At 70.9% G+C, this 16043-nt stretch carries 16 protein-coding genes and 1 pseudogene; 13 read left to right on the top strand and 4 right to left on the bottom strand.

Translation table 11 applies throughout. The features are described 5' to 3' along the window. The first annotated feature begins 84 nt into the window (after positions 1-84). On the top strand, positions 85-519 hold the full coding sequence (locus tag DRB89_RS00780) for a DUF1003 domain-containing protein (RefSeq protein ID WP_112446497.1): 435 nt from the start codon (positions 85-87) through the stop codon (positions 517-519). A 38-nt stretch (positions 520-557) separates the two neighbouring features. On the opposite strand, the gene DRB89_RS42620 is transcribed toward DRB89_RS00780, so the two are convergent. Then, positions 558-824 (bottom strand): hypothetical protein, encoded by a 267-nt coding sequence (locus tag DRB89_RS42620; RefSeq protein ID WP_162688424.1) that lies wholly within the window; start codon positions 822-824, stop codon positions 558-560. Positions 825-1144: 320 nt separating this feature from the next. On the opposite strand from DRB89_RS42620, the gene DRB89_RS00775 reads away from it, so the two are divergent. The 7 genes from DRB89_RS00775 to DRB89_RS00740 all read left to right on the top strand — a co-directional run bounded on the left by DRB89_RS00775 (position 1145) and on the right by DRB89_RS00740 (position 7420). Then, positions 1145-1465, top strand: coding sequence for a hypothetical protein (locus DRB89_RS00775; protein ID WP_112446498.1), 321 nt, complete (start codon positions 1145-1147; stop codon positions 1463-1465). 527 nt (positions 1466-1992) lie between these two features. Next, a complete protein-coding gene (locus tag DRB89_RS00765; protein ID WP_112453152.1) occupies positions 1993-2673 on the top strand; it encodes a pyridoxamine 5'-phosphate oxidase family protein in 681 nt (226 codons plus the stop codon). After that, positions 2670-3425, top strand: a complete 756-nt coding sequence (locus DRB89_RS00760; protein WP_239515953.1) for an HAD-IA family hydrolase — start codon at positions 2670-2672, stop codon at positions 3423-3425. Before DRB89_RS00765 ends, DRB89_RS00760 begins: the two co-directional genes overlap by 4 nt. Beyond that, a complete protein-coding gene (locus DRB89_RS00755) occupies positions 3422-5821 on the top strand; it encodes a glycoside hydrolase family 65 protein (protein ID WP_112446500.1) in 2400 nt (799 codons plus the stop codon). The genes DRB89_RS00760 and DRB89_RS00755 overlap by 4 nt, the downstream gene beginning before the upstream one ends. A gap of 57 nt (positions 5822-5878) precedes the next feature. Beyond that, entirely contained in the window at positions 5879-6394 is a 516-nt protein-coding gene (locus tag DRB89_RS00750) for a flavodoxin domain-containing protein (protein ID WP_112446501.1), read from the top strand. Between the two features lie 93 nt (positions 6395-6487). Continuing rightward, positions 6488-7009 carry a hypothetical protein gene (locus tag DRB89_RS00745; RefSeq protein ID WP_112446502.1) on the top strand — a complete coding sequence of 174 codons (522 nt, stop codon included), beginning with the start codon at positions 6488-6490 and terminating at the stop codon, positions 7007-7009. Between the two features lie 129 nt (positions 7010-7138). Then, positions 7139-7420 (top strand): hypothetical protein, encoded by a 282-nt coding sequence (locus tag DRB89_RS00740; protein WP_204358132.1) that lies wholly within the window; start codon positions 7139-7141, stop codon positions 7418-7420. Positions 7421-7446: 26 nt separating this feature from the next. Here DRB89_RS00740 and DRB89_RS00735 read toward each other — a convergent pair whose 3' ends face one another. The 3 genes and pseudogenes from DRB89_RS00735 to DRB89_RS00725 form a co-directional block, all read right to left on the bottom strand. Further along, the gene (locus DRB89_RS00735) at positions 7447-8322 is read right to left on the bottom strand and encodes a universal stress protein (RefSeq protein ID WP_343234562.1); all 876 of its coding nucleotides are present in this window, start codon (positions 8320-8322) and stop codon (positions 7447-7449) included. A gap of 98 nt (positions 8323-8420) precedes the next feature. Next, a pseudogene (locus DRB89_RS00730) lies at positions 8421-8594 on the bottom strand (DUF4389 domain-containing protein); the annotation flags it as partial. A 275-nt stretch (positions 8595-8869) separates the two neighbouring features. Continuing rightward, positions 8870-9493, bottom strand: a complete 624-nt coding sequence (locus tag DRB89_RS00725; RefSeq protein WP_112450128.1) for a CBS domain-containing protein — start codon at positions 9491-9493, stop codon at positions 8870-8872. Between the two features lie 271 nt (positions 9494-9764). Here DRB89_RS00725 and DRB89_RS00720 point away from each other — a divergent pair, with 271 nt between their 5' ends. From DRB89_RS00720 to DRB89_RS00700, 5 genes are all read left to right on the top strand, one after another. Beyond that, complete coding sequence (locus DRB89_RS00720; protein WP_112450129.1) at positions 9765-10670, top strand: universal stress protein; 906 nt, start codon at positions 9765-9767, stop codon at positions 10668-10670. Next, positions 10670-11536 (top strand): universal stress protein, encoded by an 867-nt coding sequence (locus DRB89_RS00715; protein WP_112450130.1) that lies wholly within the window; start codon positions 10670-10672, stop codon positions 11534-11536. The genes DRB89_RS00720 and DRB89_RS00715 overlap by 1 nt, the downstream gene beginning before the upstream one ends. Then, entirely contained in the window at positions 11536-14148 is a 2613-nt protein-coding gene (locus DRB89_RS00710) for a cation-translocating P-type ATPase (RefSeq protein WP_112463178.1), read from the top strand. Before DRB89_RS00715 ends, DRB89_RS00710 begins: the two co-directional genes overlap by 1 nt. 625 nt (positions 14149-14773) lie before the next feature. After that, the gene (locus DRB89_RS00705; RefSeq protein ID WP_343234844.1) at positions 14774-15193 is read left to right on the top strand and encodes a YidB family protein; all 420 of its coding nucleotides are present in this window, start codon (positions 14774-14776) and stop codon (positions 15191-15193) included. 199 nt (positions 15194-15392) lie between these two features. After that, complete coding sequence (locus DRB89_RS00700) at positions 15393-16016, top strand: GPP34 family phosphoprotein (RefSeq protein WP_112450133.1); 624 nt, start codon at positions 15393-15395, stop codon at positions 16014-16016. Positions 16017-16043 lie beyond the last annotated feature (27 nt).

Below are 16043 nucleotides of genomic sequence, written 5' to 3'. Positions count from 1 at the left end.
CCGGTACGCCGGGAACGGTGGATGGTTTGAGACGATGCGGGGCCCAGGACCGTGTCAGGGCGCTCGTCCCGAGGAGGCAGGCAGGTGAAGGGAACCGAGGCCGAGGCGGAAGCCGAGGCGCGGCATCATCCGGTTGTCGTCGCACACCGTACGAGCCGGGCCGCCGATGTCCAGTTGCGCGTCGCCGACGCGATCACGAAGTTCGCCGGCTCCATGCCGTTCGTCTATCTCCACGCGATCGGCTTCGCCTTCTGGATGCTGTTCGTGGAGGCCAATCCCTGGCCCATGCTGACGCTCATCGTCTCCCTGGAGGCGATCTTCCTGTCGACGTTCGTGATGATCGGCCAGAACCGGCAGGCAGCGTTCCAGCAGGCGAAGGCCGACCACGATTTCGTCGAGCAGGAGCTGGAACTCAAGACCAATACGGAACTGACCCGTGCCATCCACGCGATGACCACGGAACTCCACCGCCGACTGGTTCCCGAAGCGGACAGCGGTAGCGGGTCTCTTGTCCAGTGAAGAAGCTGCTCACGGCCGCTCGCGCGCGGCGGCCAGGTTCATGGGCATGCCGTCCTCGGACATCCCCAGCAGGTGGGCGCCCACGCGACAGGTGTGGAAGTAGTGCTCCGCCTCCTGCTCGCTGGGGTGGACGCCCAGCCGCGCAGCGCCTTGGCGAAGCCCTTCTTGTTGTCGTGCGGGCCTTCGATGCCGTAGATGGCCGCTGCGGCGGCGGGGTAGCGCATCCGCTCGGGCGTCACGTCCAGCACTGCGGCGAAGGAGATCTGCTGCGCGTTCGCCAGGCCGAAACGCTGCCCGGAGGCCATCAGTTCGGGGTCGGCCCAGGTGGGCAGTTGACGGGTCGTCTCCAGGAAGGCGCGCAGCTTGGCGGGCAGCCCGCCGGGGATGGCCTGGCCGTTGGTGTTCCGGCGCTTGATGCGGCCCGGGCGGCTGATGCCGTGGTCCCGCCGCCGAGAAGCGTGGTGGCGCCGGCCACCGCTGCGGCGGTCCCCGGGCGGGGCTGGGGGCGGGGCTGTCGCCCCTGGGTGTGATGTTTGGTGGATCAGCCCCCTGGCGGTGCTGCTGGTGGCAGATGATCACAGCGTCACGTGCGCGGATCGCGCGCACTCAACAGGAAGGCACCGCCATGGCCGCGCAGGTCGAGTTCCAGTACGAGACTCCTGACATCTCCGAGGAAGGCGACGTTGTCACCTGGGCATGGGCGGTCGTCAACAGCGGCTCCGAACCGGCCCGCGAGGTCGTGATGAAGCACACCGTCGTCCCCTCGCTTGAGGTCACCAACGTGACCGGACCGTCCGAGGTCGTCGGCGAGATCGTGAAGAGCACCTGGGCGACGCTGGCGGCCGGCGAGAAGGCCGAAGGCACGATCACCGCGAACCTTCCCGAGGACCTGAGCGGCTCGGTGAGCATCAAGGGCAGGGTCGTCTGGCAAGCCGACGAAAGCTGAGCATCGCCGGCGGGCCATGCACAGACACTGGGCGCGGCCCGCATTGGCGGTAGGTCATGGAGTCAGATTCCATGGCCTACCGCCAGAGCCCCGGCCCGGAGACGTCCCGCCCGACGGGCACTCCGCCCCGCGGCTCGACGTCCTCCGGCCCGACCAGGTGGACGCCGTCACCGGCAGGTGGAAGCCGCACGCTTCCGTGTGCGGCCTGATCCGGCCCGTCGAGGAGGAGGCCTCCTGCGGGTCCGAGGCGTCGGCGGCATCGAGCCGGGCGACGCCGCCCAGCGGCAGGCCCTTGAAAGACCTCGGGGCCGCCGACACGGTCGCCTGCGGCGACACCGCCTTCGGCGGGGAGACCGACCTCTGCGGTTACACCCCGAGGCGAGGACCGCATGGGCCCGACCGGCCCCGGTAGGGGGACCGTCCGGCCCTGTGCGCGCACCGGTAGTGGGTACAGCCTGAGGTTGACGCCCCGTGCGTCTCCAAGTTCCTGTACCTGCCACGAACCGAACCGCAAGGGTGTGACGATCATGGGAGAGACCACGGCAGATGCGTCCCCGACCAAGGTTCCGGCTGCCCGTGGCGACCTCGGGCGACGCGTGACCGCCCGCCGCGAAGAGCTGGGAATCACGCGTGAAGAACTCGGGGAGCGCTGCGGTGCCGCAGCGTCGTACATCGCCTACGTGGAGGAGCGGGCGGCGGCGCCCAGCATGGGCATGCTCGTGGGTCTCGCGGACGGCCTGGGGACCACCGTTGCCGAGCTGACCGGGAGAACGACCGACAGCCCTCCCGGCATGGGGACCGCGATGCGCGATTCCGCGTCGACGGTGCTGAGCGAGGCCGAGTGCCTCCGCCTGCTCTCCACCCATGGCATCGGCCGGGTCGGGTTCTCCGGCATGGAAGGACTGGCCGTCTTTCCCGTCAACTACGTCGTCGTGGGAAACGAGGTCGCGTTCCGCACGGCGGCCGACTCGCGCCTCGCCGAGGCATCCGGGACCGAGGTCGCCTTCGAGGTGGACCACATCGACGACGCGATGCGAGAGGGCTGGAACGTCATGGCCGTCGGCGAGCTGACCGGTGTCACGGACGGGGAGCGAGTCAGCCACCTGTACTCCGTCGCCCGCTCGCTCCCCTGGGCCGGCGGACCCCGTACGCACTGGATGTCCGTGACCCCGAACCGGATCACCGGCCGCCGTGTGGGATCCGGGTGAACGCTCCGCGTGCCGTCGTGTTCGACACCGACGGGGTACTCCTCGACTCGGCCCGGCTGCACGCCGCGGCCTGGAAGACCGCCTTCGACAGCTGTCTGGACGCCTGGGCCGCATCCGGGAACGGGCGGCAGCCGTGCTTCGACGAAGACCGTGAGTACCGCCAGTGGGTCGACGGCAAGCCCCGGCTGGACGGGGCGAGCTCTTTCCTGAGTTCCCGTGGCATCGACCTGCCGACCGGCAGCCCCGACAGCGCACCGGGCGACGACACGGTCTGGGCGGTCGCGGCGCGCAAGGAGGCGGCGTTCGTACGCACGCTGAGGTCCGGGGCCGTCCACGCCTTCACCGACGTCGCTCCGGCGCTCGCCCGGCTGCGGGCGCACGGCGTGTGCTGCGCCGCCGTGTCGGCCTCCCGCCATGCCCGGCCGCTTCTCGGATCAGCCTCCCTGCTGAGCTACTTCGACGCTGTGGTGGACGGTACGGACGCTGCCGAACTGGGACTGGCGGGCAAGCCGGACCCCGCCCTGTTCCTCGAAGCGACCGTACGGCTCGGGGTGGACCCCGCCCGCTGCGCGGTGGTGGAAGACGCCCTCGCGGGTGTCGAAGCAGGTCGGCGCGGCCACTTCGGCCTCGTCATCGGCCTCGACCGAACGACGATCCCCGCCACCGCGCGAGCGCTGCGGGAACGCGGGGCGGACCTGGTCGCCGCCGAACTCCACGCCGTCGCAGACACCGTCTGCGGGGCCGGACCGTGACGGCCGCGTGGACGTGGGAATACGGCCACTACGACCCCAAGACGGAGCGACTCGTCGAAGCCCTGTGCACGCTGGGCAACGGCAGGTTCGCCACGCGCGGTGCGGCCCCCGAGACCCCGGCGGGCCCCGTGCACTATCCCGCCACCTACGCCGCCGGCTGCTACAACCGGCTCACCTCGCACGTGGCCGGACAGCAGGTCGACAACGAGGACATGGTCAACCTGCCCAACTGGACGGCACTGCGGTACCGCTGCGTCGCCGACGATGGACTCCCGGGCGACTGGCTGACTCCCGACGACCCGGGGATGCTGCACCACAAGGTGGTGCTCGACCTGCGCCGAGGAACGCTCACCCGGCACATGCTCTTCCAGAACGGCCACGGCCGCCGCCTCGGCGTCACCCACGTCCGCATCGTGCACATGGGGGACCCCTACCTCGCGGCCCAGCGGACCACCTTCCACGCGTACGGCTGGAGCGGCCTGATCGAAGTGGAATCAGCGCTCGACGGAGACGTGGCCAACGCGGGAGTGGAACGCTACGGCGGGCTCGATGGCCACCACCTCACGGACCACCGGACGGGCTTCGCACCGCACGGCGTCGCATGGATCGCCTGCCGCACCACATCCTCCCGCACCGAAATCGGCCTTGCCGTCAGGACGGTCACCCGACCCCGCGCACCCACCATGACGAGCCACACCGCGGCCGGGACGGTACAGACGTTCAGACTGCCCATGGCTCCCAGGCGATCCGCGACGGTGGTGAAGACCGCAGCCCTGTACACCTCCCTCGACAGGCCGACCGGAGACCTCCTGTCACGCGCGATCGAACACGCTTCGCGGGCCCCCGGATTCCCGGACCTGCTCACAGCACAGCACTCGGCCTGGGAACGGCTCTGGGAGCAGGGCGAGTTGAGCGTCTCGGGGGAGACGGGCCGGATCCTGCGCCTCCACGTCTTCCACGTGCTGCAGACGCTCTCCCCGCACACCGCAGAGCTGGACGTGGGCGTTCCCGCGAGGGGGCTGCACGGTGAGGCCTACCGGGGCCACGTCTTCTGGGACGAACTCTTCGTCCTGCCCTACATCACCCTGCACTTCCCGGAAGTCGCGCGGGCCCTGCTCATGTACCGCCACCGACGGCTGCCGGCCGCCCGCGATGCTGCCCGGCAAGCCGGTCAGAGCGGGGCGATGTTCCCCTGGCAGAGCGGAAGTTCGGGGCAGGAGGAGAGCCAGGCCCTGCATCTCAATCCCCGCTCGGGCCGCTGGCTGCCCGACCATTCGCACTTGCAGCGCCACGTCGGCTCCGCGATAGCCCTGAACGTCGGCCGGTACGGTCGGGCCACCGGAGACACCGGCTTCCTGCACGGCCCCGGCGCGGAACTCCTGCTGGAGATCGCGAGCTTCTGGGCCCGAGCCGCCGCCTATGACCCTGAACGAAAGCGGTACCGCATACGCGGTGTGCTGGGCCCCGACGAGTACCACGACGCCTATCCCGAGGCTGCGGAACCCGGAATCGACGACAACGCCTACACCAACGTGATGGCGGCCTGGGTGATCCAGCAGGGGCTCGAGCTGCTCGGCGAGCTGCCGCCCGCCCGCCGGACGGAGCTGACCGAACGGCTCGGCCTGGACCGCGGCGCGCTCGAGCGTTGGGACGATGTGTCCCGCCGCCTGTACGTCCCGTTCCACCGGGGCGTCATCAGCCAGTTCGAGGGGTACGGAGACCTGGCCGAGCTGGACTGGGCGGCCTACCGCGCCCGGTACGGCGACATCCGCCGACTCGACCGGATCCTGGAAGCCGAAGGGGATACGGTCAACCGCTACCAGGCGTCGAAACAGGCCGATGTGATCATGCTCGGCCACCTCTTCCGGCCCGCCGAGCTGTATGCCCTCTTCGCCCGGCTCGGCTACCGGCTCGACGACACGGTGTGGCGGGCGACCGTCGCGTACTACCTGCCGCGCACGAGCCACGGATCGACGCTCAGCAGCCTCGTACACGGCTGGGTGCTGGCCCGCCAGAAGGACCCGGACGCCTGGAAGTACTGCGAGGAGGCACTCCTCGGCGACGTCACGGACATCCAGGGCGGCACCACCGGCGAGGGGATCCACCTGGGCGCCATGGCCGGCACCCTCGACCTCGCGGAGCGCGGCGTCACGGGCCTGGAGACCGGCCCCGAAGGCCTGTACGTCGATCCCGTCCCCCTCCGGGAGATGGAGCCCGTCGCGTTCACGCTCTGCCACCGGGGACACCGCGGTGTCCGCGTACGACTGCTCCCCGGCAGGTTCGGCATCACCGTGCCGGAATCCTGCCAAGGTCCCCTGGCCCTCATGCTGCCCGGGGAACGGGCCGTCGTGGTGGCGGCCGGCGACGAGCATCTGTTCCGCCTTCCACCGGACTGATCCCTGTCTTCAAGGAGATCCCCGGCCCGGACTAGGAACGACCGAAGGAGGAAGCGCATGAGTGCGAAACAGGTTCTGGTCGCCTACGGAAGCAAGCACGGAGCGACGGCCGGGATCGCGGAGCAGATCGGAACGTCGCTGCGCGAGGACGGCATCGACGTTTGGGTGGTCCCGGCCGGCGAGGTCACGGACGTCCGAGGTTACGACGGGGTGGTGCTGGGCGGCTCCCTGTACGCAGGGCGGTGGAACGGCCGGGCCCGGCGCTGCGCGAAGCGCAACGCCCGCTATCTGAAGCACCGTCCCGTCTGGCTGTTCAGCAGCGGACCCGTCGACTCCTCCGCCGAACGCAGCGACATCCCACCCGTGCGGGCCGTCGCCCGTCAGATGCGACAACTCGGCGCCCGCGACCACATCACCTTCGGCGGCAGCCTCACGGAGGGTACGCCCGGCCTGCTGGCACGCGCCCTCGTACGCCAGGGCAAGGGCGGAGACTTCCGCAACCCCGAGCGCATCCAGGCCTGGGCACACCACATCGGCGCCGAGCTCACAGCTGCCGGCCCGCCCGCTCCATGAGAAGACTCCCGGTGCCGGAGGCCCGCCATGCTTCACGGAACACCGCCCAATCCGCTGCGGCGGACAGCTGACCGAACGCGCACCCGGTGGCTCGTGGCCTTCGCACTGTCGACTCTCGTCGCTGCTCTCTGCGGAGTGGCCGTCGGGCTGGCCGTGTGGAACGTCGACAGCCGCACCGCGCTGGAACAGGCCGAGCACGTGCACCGGATCACGGCCACGACGGTGGGGGCCGCCGAACGGGCACCAGACGCTTGGACCGGCGGTGCCGCCGATTCCGTCGCACAGGCCGCCTGGCAATTCCCTTCGGCCACCCGGCACACGGGCCTCGTAAAGGTCCAGCCCAAAACCCCCGCGGGCCGGCCCGTCGCGATCTGGGTGGACGACACGGGCCGTACGGTCCACGGATCCCCGTCCGCGGGCGAGAGGGCCTTCGCCGCGATGACCGTCGGCGCCACTGCCGCTGCCCTGATCGCACTGACGGCCGCAGGCGTCGTCCACCTGAGGCTTCGGACCATCGAGGCGCGCAGCCTGTCCATGTGGGAACGGGATTGGGAACGTCTGGAACCCGGCTGGTCGGGCCGACTGCCCACTGAATCAGGAGTCGACGATGACTGAGGCCCTCACCGGAGTGCCGCCCACACCGCGTGATCGGAGCGAACCGCTGCCATGGCTGCGCCGGGAGCTCGACACGGAGCGGGCCCGGCACCTACCTCGGCACCGTCTCCGCCGTCCCGGGTCATGACCGTGTTCCTCTACGTTCTGTGGCGGGCTGGCGGGCTGGCGGGCTGGCGGGCTGGCGGGCACCCCGGGGACCCGACCGGTCAGGGAACCCCACCGCACCACGCGTACGTCATCGCGACGACCGCCACCTTCGCCGGCTTCATCACCTACCAGGTCGGCACGGTGGTGGCCGCCCGCACCGACCACGCGTCACTGCACGCCATCGCGGTCTTTCCCGTCCTGGCCTCGGACACCGAGGAACTGCGCCGCCTGAGGCGGCGCACCCGTATGCCCGCGCACACCTGACATGAGCAGGGGGAACACCGGTGCGTTCACTCGTGGGCGATCACGGCGACGGGTGCGGCGGCGTGGTGCAGGACCGCGTGCGCGATCGCCCCGATGTGGGTGCCGTAGGCGGACCGTCGGATGCGCCTGCCGACCACGACGAGCGCGGCACCTTGTGAGGCGTCCACGAGCTGGATCCCGGACTGGCCGATGCGCACCTCGGGGGTGACCGCCACCGAGGGGTACTTCTCGCCCCAGGGGCCGATCATCTCGTCCATGGCCGTGGCGAGCCCCTGACCGATCTCCTCCTGGACACCGGGATCGAGACCGGGGCCGTAGCCGACGACCGGCGGCGGTGCCCATGCGTGGAGCACCCGCAGGGTGCACCCACGTCGTGCTGCCTCGTCGAAGGCGAAGGAGAGGAGCGCGTCACAAGGGCGCCCGATGTCCACTCCCGCCACGATCGGGCCGTCGGTACCGGAACCCTCGGCCGGCGTCGCTCCGTCGTGCGGCGCCCTGACGAGAACAACCGGCTGATCGGCCGCGGCGATGGCACCGGCGCCGATGGAGCCGAGCATGAATCCGGCGATGCTGCCGAGCCCTCGGGAACCCAGCACCAGAATGTCCGAAGAGGCGGCCGCATGGGCCAGGGCCGTGGCCGGGATTCCCGACAGCCGGCGGGAGGTGATCTCCAGATCCGGGTACAGCCGCTTGATGTCCTCGGAGGCCTCGCGCAGCAGTCGCTCCGCCCACTGGCGCTGGATCTCGGTGGTCGCGACGGCGAGAGGGGGGCGCTCCAGCCACTCCTCCACGTGGACCAGGGCCAGAGGCACCCCTCGGAGGTGGGCTTCGTGCGCGGCCCATCGGGCCGCCGCGACACTTTCGCGCGAGCCGTCGAGGCCGGCGGTCACAAGGTTGGCCATGGAGCCCATCTCCCTCAGTTGACGTGTGAGTTCCATGCTCCGCCCCGGCCACCGCTTCCAAGAGGGGCCGAGGGGCCCGTTGTGGAGCCGACCGGCCCTTACGGGGCGACGTCCGGGGTGAGCGGCGGCCCTTCACCGCCCAGGTCGAGTCGGAAGGGCGGGTACTCGTCCGTCATGAGCGCCGCGTAGGCGATGACGCGCAGCACCCAGCGGTTGAGCCCGACCACCAGGTCGAACAGGTCGCGCGGGTACGTTCCGGTGAAGGCGAGTACGGCGACCGGCGCGGCCGTGTGGTGGAGGACGGCGTGGGCGACCGGGCCGAGGTGCGTGCCCGTGGGCGAGCGGCGGATGCGGGCGTCCGATGACGACGAGGTCCGCGCCCGTGGTGGCCTGGACGAGCTCCCGTCCCGCTGATCCGATGAACGTCTTCTCCTCGAGCCGTACGTCGGGGAACTTCAGCCGCCACGGCATGAGCATGTCGTCGAGCATCTGGGCGACGGTGCGGTCGACCTCGCGTCGCGTGCGACCGACGGATTGAGGACGGGCGTCACCAGGTGATGGGTTGCGCTCCGCGCTCCGGCGGGATCAGACGGGAGTCGTCCATGCGGGCGGTGAGCTCGTCCACCACGGCGACGACACCGTCCAGTCGTGCGGTGAGGCGCAGGGCGAGGGGGATCTGGCTCTGCCGTTCCAGCCGGCCTCGGAGGGTCACGACACCGTCCAGGACGTGCACGTCCACCGCCCTGGTGGGCGCCCCGATGCTGTCGGACAGCACGTCGTCGCTCACGTGCCGCCGTATCTCGGCATCGGGGCGCAGGAAGACGCGCAGGAGATCGCGCCGGGTGACGATGCCGATGAGACGCTCTTCCTCGTCGATGACCGGAAGGCGTTCCACGCCCCGTCGTGTCATGAGCTGTCCGGCCTCGGAGACGCTCTCCTGCGCGCGGACCGTGACAGCGGGAGCCGACATGATGTCCGCGGCCGTCCGGGCCGTTCGGGCGAGCAGGTCGCTCTCGGAGACGACGCCGACCACACGGTCGTCCTCGTCCACGACGGGCAGTCCGGTGATGTCGTAGTCGGCGAGGAGCTTGACGATCTCCCTGAACGTCGCCGAACGATCCACCGCGATGACCTCGGCCGTCATCACCTCGCCGACCTGGGTGTGCTTCACGAGCGGACCTCCTGTACGTCGTCATGCGGGGGCGCAGAGGGCTGGCGCGCACCACCCGTACCAGCCACCATCCGCCCCGCCGGCTTCCCTTTCGAGGGCCGAATGGTCCTGCACGAGGGCCGACCGGGTCCGTCCACGGGGGCCTACGCCGGTTCCGGGAGCGAGGAGGGACCAGTCGGCCCTCGTCCTGGCCTCTATGGCCCTCGCCGTCCACACGTCCGCGATGCCAGCGTGAGAGGAGAAGCACGATGGCCCTCGATCGGGAGAAACCATGGAAGGCAGCATCACCGCCGGTCCGGAACTCGGGACGGTCATCGTCGGCGTCGACGGGTCGGATCCCGCACGCGGGGCAGCCCTGTGGGCCGCGGCCGAAGCCGCACGTCGGGGGAAGACCCTGCACATCGTCCACGCCGCCGACACGGACAGCAGAGCCTTCTACGCATCGGTGGAAACCATCGAACGGGTCCGCGCAGCGGGCCGCGAACTACTCGATGACACCGCCGCGGCCGTAGCGGATCTCCATCCCGACCTGCACGTCACCACGGAATTCAGCCGCAGCGCCGCCGTACCCACCCTCCGCCGGGCCGCCGGCCTCCACGGCACCGTCGTCGTCGGCAACCGCGGTCTCGGCGGGTTCACCTCGCTGATGCTCGGCTCCGTCGGACTCAAGGCAGCCGCCAGTGCCACCACCCCCTTCGCCGTGGTGCGGGGTACGGACCCGAGAGTCGAGACGGGCAGCGTTCTGGCCGGCGTCCGCGACGAACACGACCTCGACTGCGTCAGGTACGCCGCGTGCGAAGCAGAGCTGCGCAAGGCGTCGCTGTGGCTGCTGCACGTCTGGAACCCGCTGCAGTCCGTGGGCAACGTCGTGAGCATCCTCGACGACGTCGAGGAGATCAGCGTCCGGCACGCACAGCGTCTGACGGCCATGGCCGGCCTGATCCGCGAGGAGTTCCCGGATCTGACCGTGCACGCCGACCTGGAGAAGAGCTTCTCGGTGGCCGGTGTACTGGCCGAGGCCTCGCAGCACGCGGACCTGCTGGTCGTCGGCGGGAGGCGCTCGCCGGGCTACATCGGCCGCACGCTGGGGCACGCGAACCACAGCCTTCTGCACCACGCGCGGTGTCCCGTGCTGCTCATCCCGCGGCACGGCAACGACCAGGGGAGCGAGTCGTGATGACGAACATGACAGGCCGTGAGATCGTCGTCGGCATCGACCCGGTCAGGGACTGGCACATGGCCCTGGCCTGGGCCGCCGACGAGGCGCACCGCCGGGCGCTCGGACTGGGTCTCGCACTGGCGGTGCCACCGCAACACGACACCCAGCACGCCGACGGGAGCACGCACCGCATCGACCTGCGCCGGACCGGATCGGAAACCCTCGAAGCAGCCGCCGCGTGGACGCGGTCGCGTCACCCGAAACTCGAACTGTCCACCCACCTGCTCGACGGGTTCCCGGCTCCCGTTCTCGGCCGGCTTTCCCTGAAGGCCCCCATGGTGGTGCTCGGCTCGCGACACCTCAGCCGCACCGAGGAGTTCCTCAGCGCCGGTTCCCTGGTGGTGCCCGTGGTCGCGCAGGCGCACTGCCCGGTCGTGGTCGTCGGCGATGCGGAGCACGTCAGCCAACTGTCGCCGTACATGGTGGCCGCGGTCGACGGCAGCGAGTCGTCGAAGGCGGCGCTGGCCGTGGCCTTCGAGGAAGCGAGCGTACGCGGATGCGCCCTGCGGGCGATCTCGGTGTGGCACCAGCCCCTGCTCTCGTTCCAGAACAAGAACGCCGGTCTCCAGGCGCAGCGCCGCATGCTGTCCGAGACCGTCGCCGGCTGGTCGGAGAAGTACCCGGACGTCGCGCTCACCCACGAAGTGCTCGCAGGCCACCCGGTCGAGGAGCTGGCGAAGGCAGCCGAACACGCTCTGGCCCTGGTCCTGGGCCGCCGCGGGAACGGGGGTTACACCGGCATGCGCCTCGGCTCCGTCGTCCACGGACTGCTGCACCGGGCACACTGCCCGGTCATCACGGTCCCCGTCTCGCAAGGGACCTGATGTCCGCGCCCGCGGCACGCCAGGCACCCGCCACCCCACGGAAGCCCACCGGACTCAGCGAACGGGAGGCCGAGCGCCGCCTGGCCGAGCACGGCCGCAACGAAATCGCCGCCCAGTCGGCCACACCCCTGTACGCGCGGGTCCTGGCGCAGCTCAAAGACCCCCTGATCATGGTCCTGATCGGCGCGATCCTGCTCACGATCGCCATCGGCGACCACGCCGACTCCATCGTCATCGGCCTGGTGATCCTCTTCAACACCACCGTCGGCGTGACCCAGGAGATCCGCGCCGACAACGCGGTGGCCGCCCTCTCGGCCATGTCGGCCCCGGGAGCACGCGTACTGAGGGAGGGCGCGCCGCGCGAGGTCCCGGCCACCGACGTCGTACCCGGTGACGTGCTCCTCCTCGGCGAAGGCGACATCGTCGCCGCCGACGCCGAACTCACCGAGGCATCGGCCCTCCTCGTCGACGAGTCCATGCTCACCGGCGAGTCCGTCGCGGTGGACAAGGATCCGGGTACGACCCTGAGCGCCGGAACCGTCGTCGTACGGGGGAGAGGCGTGGCCACCGTTGCGGCGACCGGCGCGGCCAGCGCACTCGGCCGTATCGCCGCCCTCCTCGAAGGCGGACGGGAGCCGACCCCGCTGCAACACCGCCTCGCCTCCCTCGGACGGATCCTTGCCGCCGCCACCCTCGGACTCTGCCTGGTCGTCTTCGCACTCGGCCTCCTGCAAGGCCTGCCCGTCGGGATCATGGCAGTGACCGCCATCAGCCTGGCGGTCGCCGCGGTACCGGAATCCCTGCCCGCCGTCGTCACCCTCGCCCTCGCCCTCGGCGCCCGCCGCATGGCCACGCGGCACGCGCTCGTACGCCGCCTCCCCGCCGTGGAGACGCTCGGTTCCGTATCGGTCCTCGCCACGGACAAGACCGGCACCCTCACCGAAGGGCGCATGGTGGTCCAGCAGGTCTGGATGCCCCATGCCACGGCCGACCTCTCCGGCGTCGGCTACGAGCCGGAAGGCGACGTCCTGATCGCCGGCCTGCGCCCGACGCCCGCGGAAATGGATCCGCTACGCGAACTGCTGACCACGGCGGCGCTCTGCAACGACGCCTCGATCCACCCGCCGACGGGACCCGTCCCGCCCGACGACCGCTGGACCCCCATGGGCGATCCCACCGAGGCGGCCCTCCTGACGGCCGCGGCCAAGGCGGGCTGTGCCGGTCAGGCCGACCTCCACGAAAGCCACCCGCGCGCGGACGAAGCTCCCTTCGACAGCCTGCGCAAACGCATGACCACCCTGCACACCACGCCCGAGGACCGGGTGCTCGTCTGCCTGAAGGGCGCGCCCGAAGCGATCCTCGACCCCGCAGTCCTCGCCGACCCCACGGACCTGCTCCACACGGCGGAACAGCAGGCCGCGCTGCTGGCCGCACATGGCTTCCGCGTCCTCGCCGTCGCTTCCGGTACGCGGGACGACGTCCCCCACCACCCCGCCGACGCCGAGCCCGGCCTCCACCTGCGCGGCCTGGTCGCCATCAGCGACCCGCCCAAAACGGAGGCCGCAGCCACGATCGCCGCCTGCCGGGCCGCCGGCATCACCCCCATCCTCATCACCGGCGACCACCCCGCCACCGCGCGCGCCGTGGCAACCCAGGTCGGCCTGCTGTCCGCCGGCAGCTCGCACGAGAATGTGGTCACCGGTGCGGACCTCGCCGCCGGCCGGGTCGCGGACCTCACCACCGTCCGCGTATTCGCGCGCACGACTCCGCAGCAGAAGCTGGACATCGTGGAAGCCTGGCGCTCCCACGGCGCCGTCACCGCGATGACCGGCGACGGCGTCAACGACGGACCCGCCCTGCGCCAGGCCGACATCGGCGTCGCGATGGGCGCGCGCGGCACGGAGGTCGCGCGGCAGGCCGCCGACCTCGTGCTCACCAACGACGAACTGTCAACCGTCGTCGCGGCGGTCGAGGAAGGCCGTCGCGTCTACGACAACATCCGGCGCTTCCTCGTGTACGGCCTGGCCGGCGGAACGGCCGAGATCCTCGTCATGCTCACCGGCCCCCTCATCGGCCTCCCCCTGCCCCTGCGGGCCGGACAGATCCTCTGGATCAACCTCCTCACCCACGGCCTCACCGGTGTCGCCATGGGCGCCGAACCCGTCTCACCGGGCGCCATGAACAGACCTCCCCGCCCGCCCGGACAGCACATCCTCGGCGCCGGCGCCTGGCAGCGACTCCTCCTGCTCGCCACCGCCGTCACCGCCTCCTGCCTGGCAGCCGCCCTCACCGCACGCGCCTGGGAACTGCCGTGGCAGAGCGTGCTCTTCCTCGCCCTGCTCGCCGGCCAGCTCGGAGTGGTACTGGGCCTGCGAGCCCGCCTGCTGACCAAGGAGAACCTCTTCCTCCCCCTCGCGGTCCTCGCCTCCGCACTCCTCGCGGCAGCCGCGCTCTACCTCCCCGCACTCCGGTCGATCCTGGAGACCGAACCCCTCGACGCGACCGGCATCGGACTGGCGGCAGCCACAGCCCTGATCGGATTCGTCGCAGCCCGCTTCGTACGGACGGCGTTCCACGCGCAGCCACGGGCGACGGCCATCTCCCACGGCTGAGGCGAAACGGCCTTGGCCGGGTGATGCCGCCTTGATGGCCATCCGTGCTCCGCCGCGTCCTCGGCCGTTCCCGGGAACCGAGCGGGGGCAGCGGCGGGGCGAACGGGCTCGCTCCAGGGGTGCGGTTCTCTGGGCAACCCGCTTGGCCGGGAGCGCTGTTCCTCCGTACCCCACCGCTGCCCACTTCGCCGCCCCGTGCCCGTGGCGGGTGCGGGGCAGTAGGAGCGCTCTCGGGCCGTCAGGCGGGGGCGAGTCACAGATCGGGGCCGAAGCCCTGGAAGTTGATGACCGCGGGGGCCGCGCCCTGGGTGATCGGTGCTCGCCCACCGCCCGCAGGAAGGGGAGCGGCCCGCAGAGGTAGGCCGTGGTGCCGGGGTGCCCTCGACGAAGAGGTCGCGGCTACGGAGGCGATGCGCAACTGGAGGCGAGAGCGCCGCGGCCCATTCCGTGCGATGGGCTCGAAGTCTTCGTTCGTGCGCGGTGCGTGGCTGTGTCCGGAGCGAGGGTCCTTCCAGCCTGACCTGTTCACGCCCTGTCGTGCGTCGATCTCAGTCGGTAGCGTCGCCGGTCCAAGATCATTCACTTTGAGGGAGTTCGATGAGCGCGAACACAGTGACCCCCTGTACTGGGACAGCTGCTGACGGCCCTGGCGGGGGCGCCGGGGACGGCAGGCAAGTTCGAGTCCTGGACCGGCAGGGGCCCCAATGAGCCGCTGACCGCGGAAGAGGTGGCCGCGGCGGCTCCCGCCGGCATGCTTTCGGCGCTGGCCGAGCTGGCCCGGGTGAGCGAAGCGGAAGAGGCGGCCTCCCTCGCCGAGGAGATCTCTGCCCTGGTGGACGCCATCCCGGCCGAGACCATCGAGGTGTTCCGGGCGGCGGCGCGGATCGAGGACCTCACCCCGGCAGAGGAATCGGCGGCCGAGCAGATCGTGGCGGAGGCCCGCGCCCTGGCGGCCGCCCTGCCGCAGAGCCGCTCCTGGCTCGGCTCCGGCCCCAACGAACCCCTCGCCGAGGAACAGGTGGGGCCTTGGGGCAAGGCCCGATGACGCTGATGGTTCTTGTCTCCGGTCGGTCGGCGTGACGTCGGTTGCACGGGGAAGGCGGTTGGCCATGGGCCGGGCGAATGTCGCCCGACCCATGGTTCTCCCGTGGTGGCAGGGGAACGAGGGAGTCCTCGCGGGCGTTGGTGCGAGGGTAGGAGCGGTATCGGGGGATCCGATTTCCGAAGCTTTCGAGGGAGCGCTCATGAGCACGGCGAAGGACTTGTTCATCATCGCCATGGACGAACGGCCCGGGGCTGGTGTCGGGCAGGGCGACTTGTCGCTCGCGCTCGCGGGCGCCGAACTGATCGATCTCCTCGCCGTACAGGCCGCTTCTCTGGACGGCGACTCCATCGTGCCAGGCGGGCCGTATGAGCCGCATGACGAGCTCGTGGCCGAGGCCTCGTCGGCGCTCATCCGGCAGACGCCCTACGAAGGGGTCGAAGACTGGTTGTGGCGCCGCGGCCGGGATCTGTCCACGACCTACCAGGCCACCCTCGAAGAGGCCGGCCAGCTGACTCGGGGACGGCGCGCCCTGCTGCCCTTCGGAAACGACCGCCTGGAAGTCGCCGAGACACCCGCTCGGCGCCGGGCCCGCAGCCGGTGGGAGGCGGGTGAGCCCACCCTCATCGCCCTCGCCGCGGTCGTGGGCATTGAGGCCGCCCGCTCCGAGGACGGAGGCGAGCGCGCGAACGAGCCGGTCGTCGAGGACGAAGCGGTGACCACCGTGCTGGCGATCGTCAACGACGCGGTGACGGAGCTGGAAGCCGTAAGACAGCGGCGTTCCATCGAGAACGCGGCCTTCGCCAATGTCTGGCGTGTCCCGTAGGCATATACGCCGCCTGGTGCCCTCCAG

It is taken from the genome of Streptomyces sp. ICC4, assembly GCF_003287915.1.
GTDB lineage: Bacteria > Actinomycetota > Actinomycetes > Streptomycetales > Streptomycetaceae > Streptomyces > Streptomyces tritrimontium.
This window is presented reverse-complemented; position numbering and strand designations above follow the sequence as displayed.

Coding starts and splice junctions, on each gene's coding strand:
- DRB89_RS00720 (WP_112450129.1), top strand. CDS start 9,765: ATGGAAGGCAGCATCACCGCCGGTCCGGAACTCGGGACGGTCATCGTC.
- DRB89_RS00735 (WP_343234562.1), bottom strand. CDS start 8,322: ATGGCCAACCTTGTGACCGCCGGCCTCGACGGCTCGCGCGAAAGTGTC.
- DRB89_RS00700 (WP_112450133.1), top strand. CDS start 15,393: ATGAGCACGGCGAAGGACTTGTTCATCATCGCCATGGACGAACGGCCC.
- DRB89_RS00765 (WP_112453152.1), top strand. CDS start 1,993: ATGGGAGAGACCACGGCAGATGCGTCCCCGACCAAGGTTCCGGCTGCC.
- DRB89_RS00715 (WP_112450130.1), top strand. CDS start 10,670: ATGACGAACATGACAGGCCGTGAGATCGTCGTCGGCATCGACCCGGTC.
- DRB89_RS00750 (WP_112446501.1), top strand. CDS start 5,879: ATGAGTGCGAAACAGGTTCTGGTCGCCTACGGAAGCAAGCACGGAGCG.
- DRB89_RS42620 (WP_162688424.1), bottom strand. CDS start 824: ATGGCCTCCGGGCAGCGTTTCGGCCTGGCGAACGCGCAGCAGATCTCC.
- DRB89_RS00710 (WP_112463178.1), top strand. CDS start 11,536: ATGTCCGCGCCCGCGGCACGCCAGGCACCCGCCACCCCACGGAAGCCC.
- DRB89_RS00775 (WP_112446498.1), top strand. CDS start 1,145: ATGGCCGCGCAGGTCGAGTTCCAGTACGAGACTCCTGACATCTCCGAG.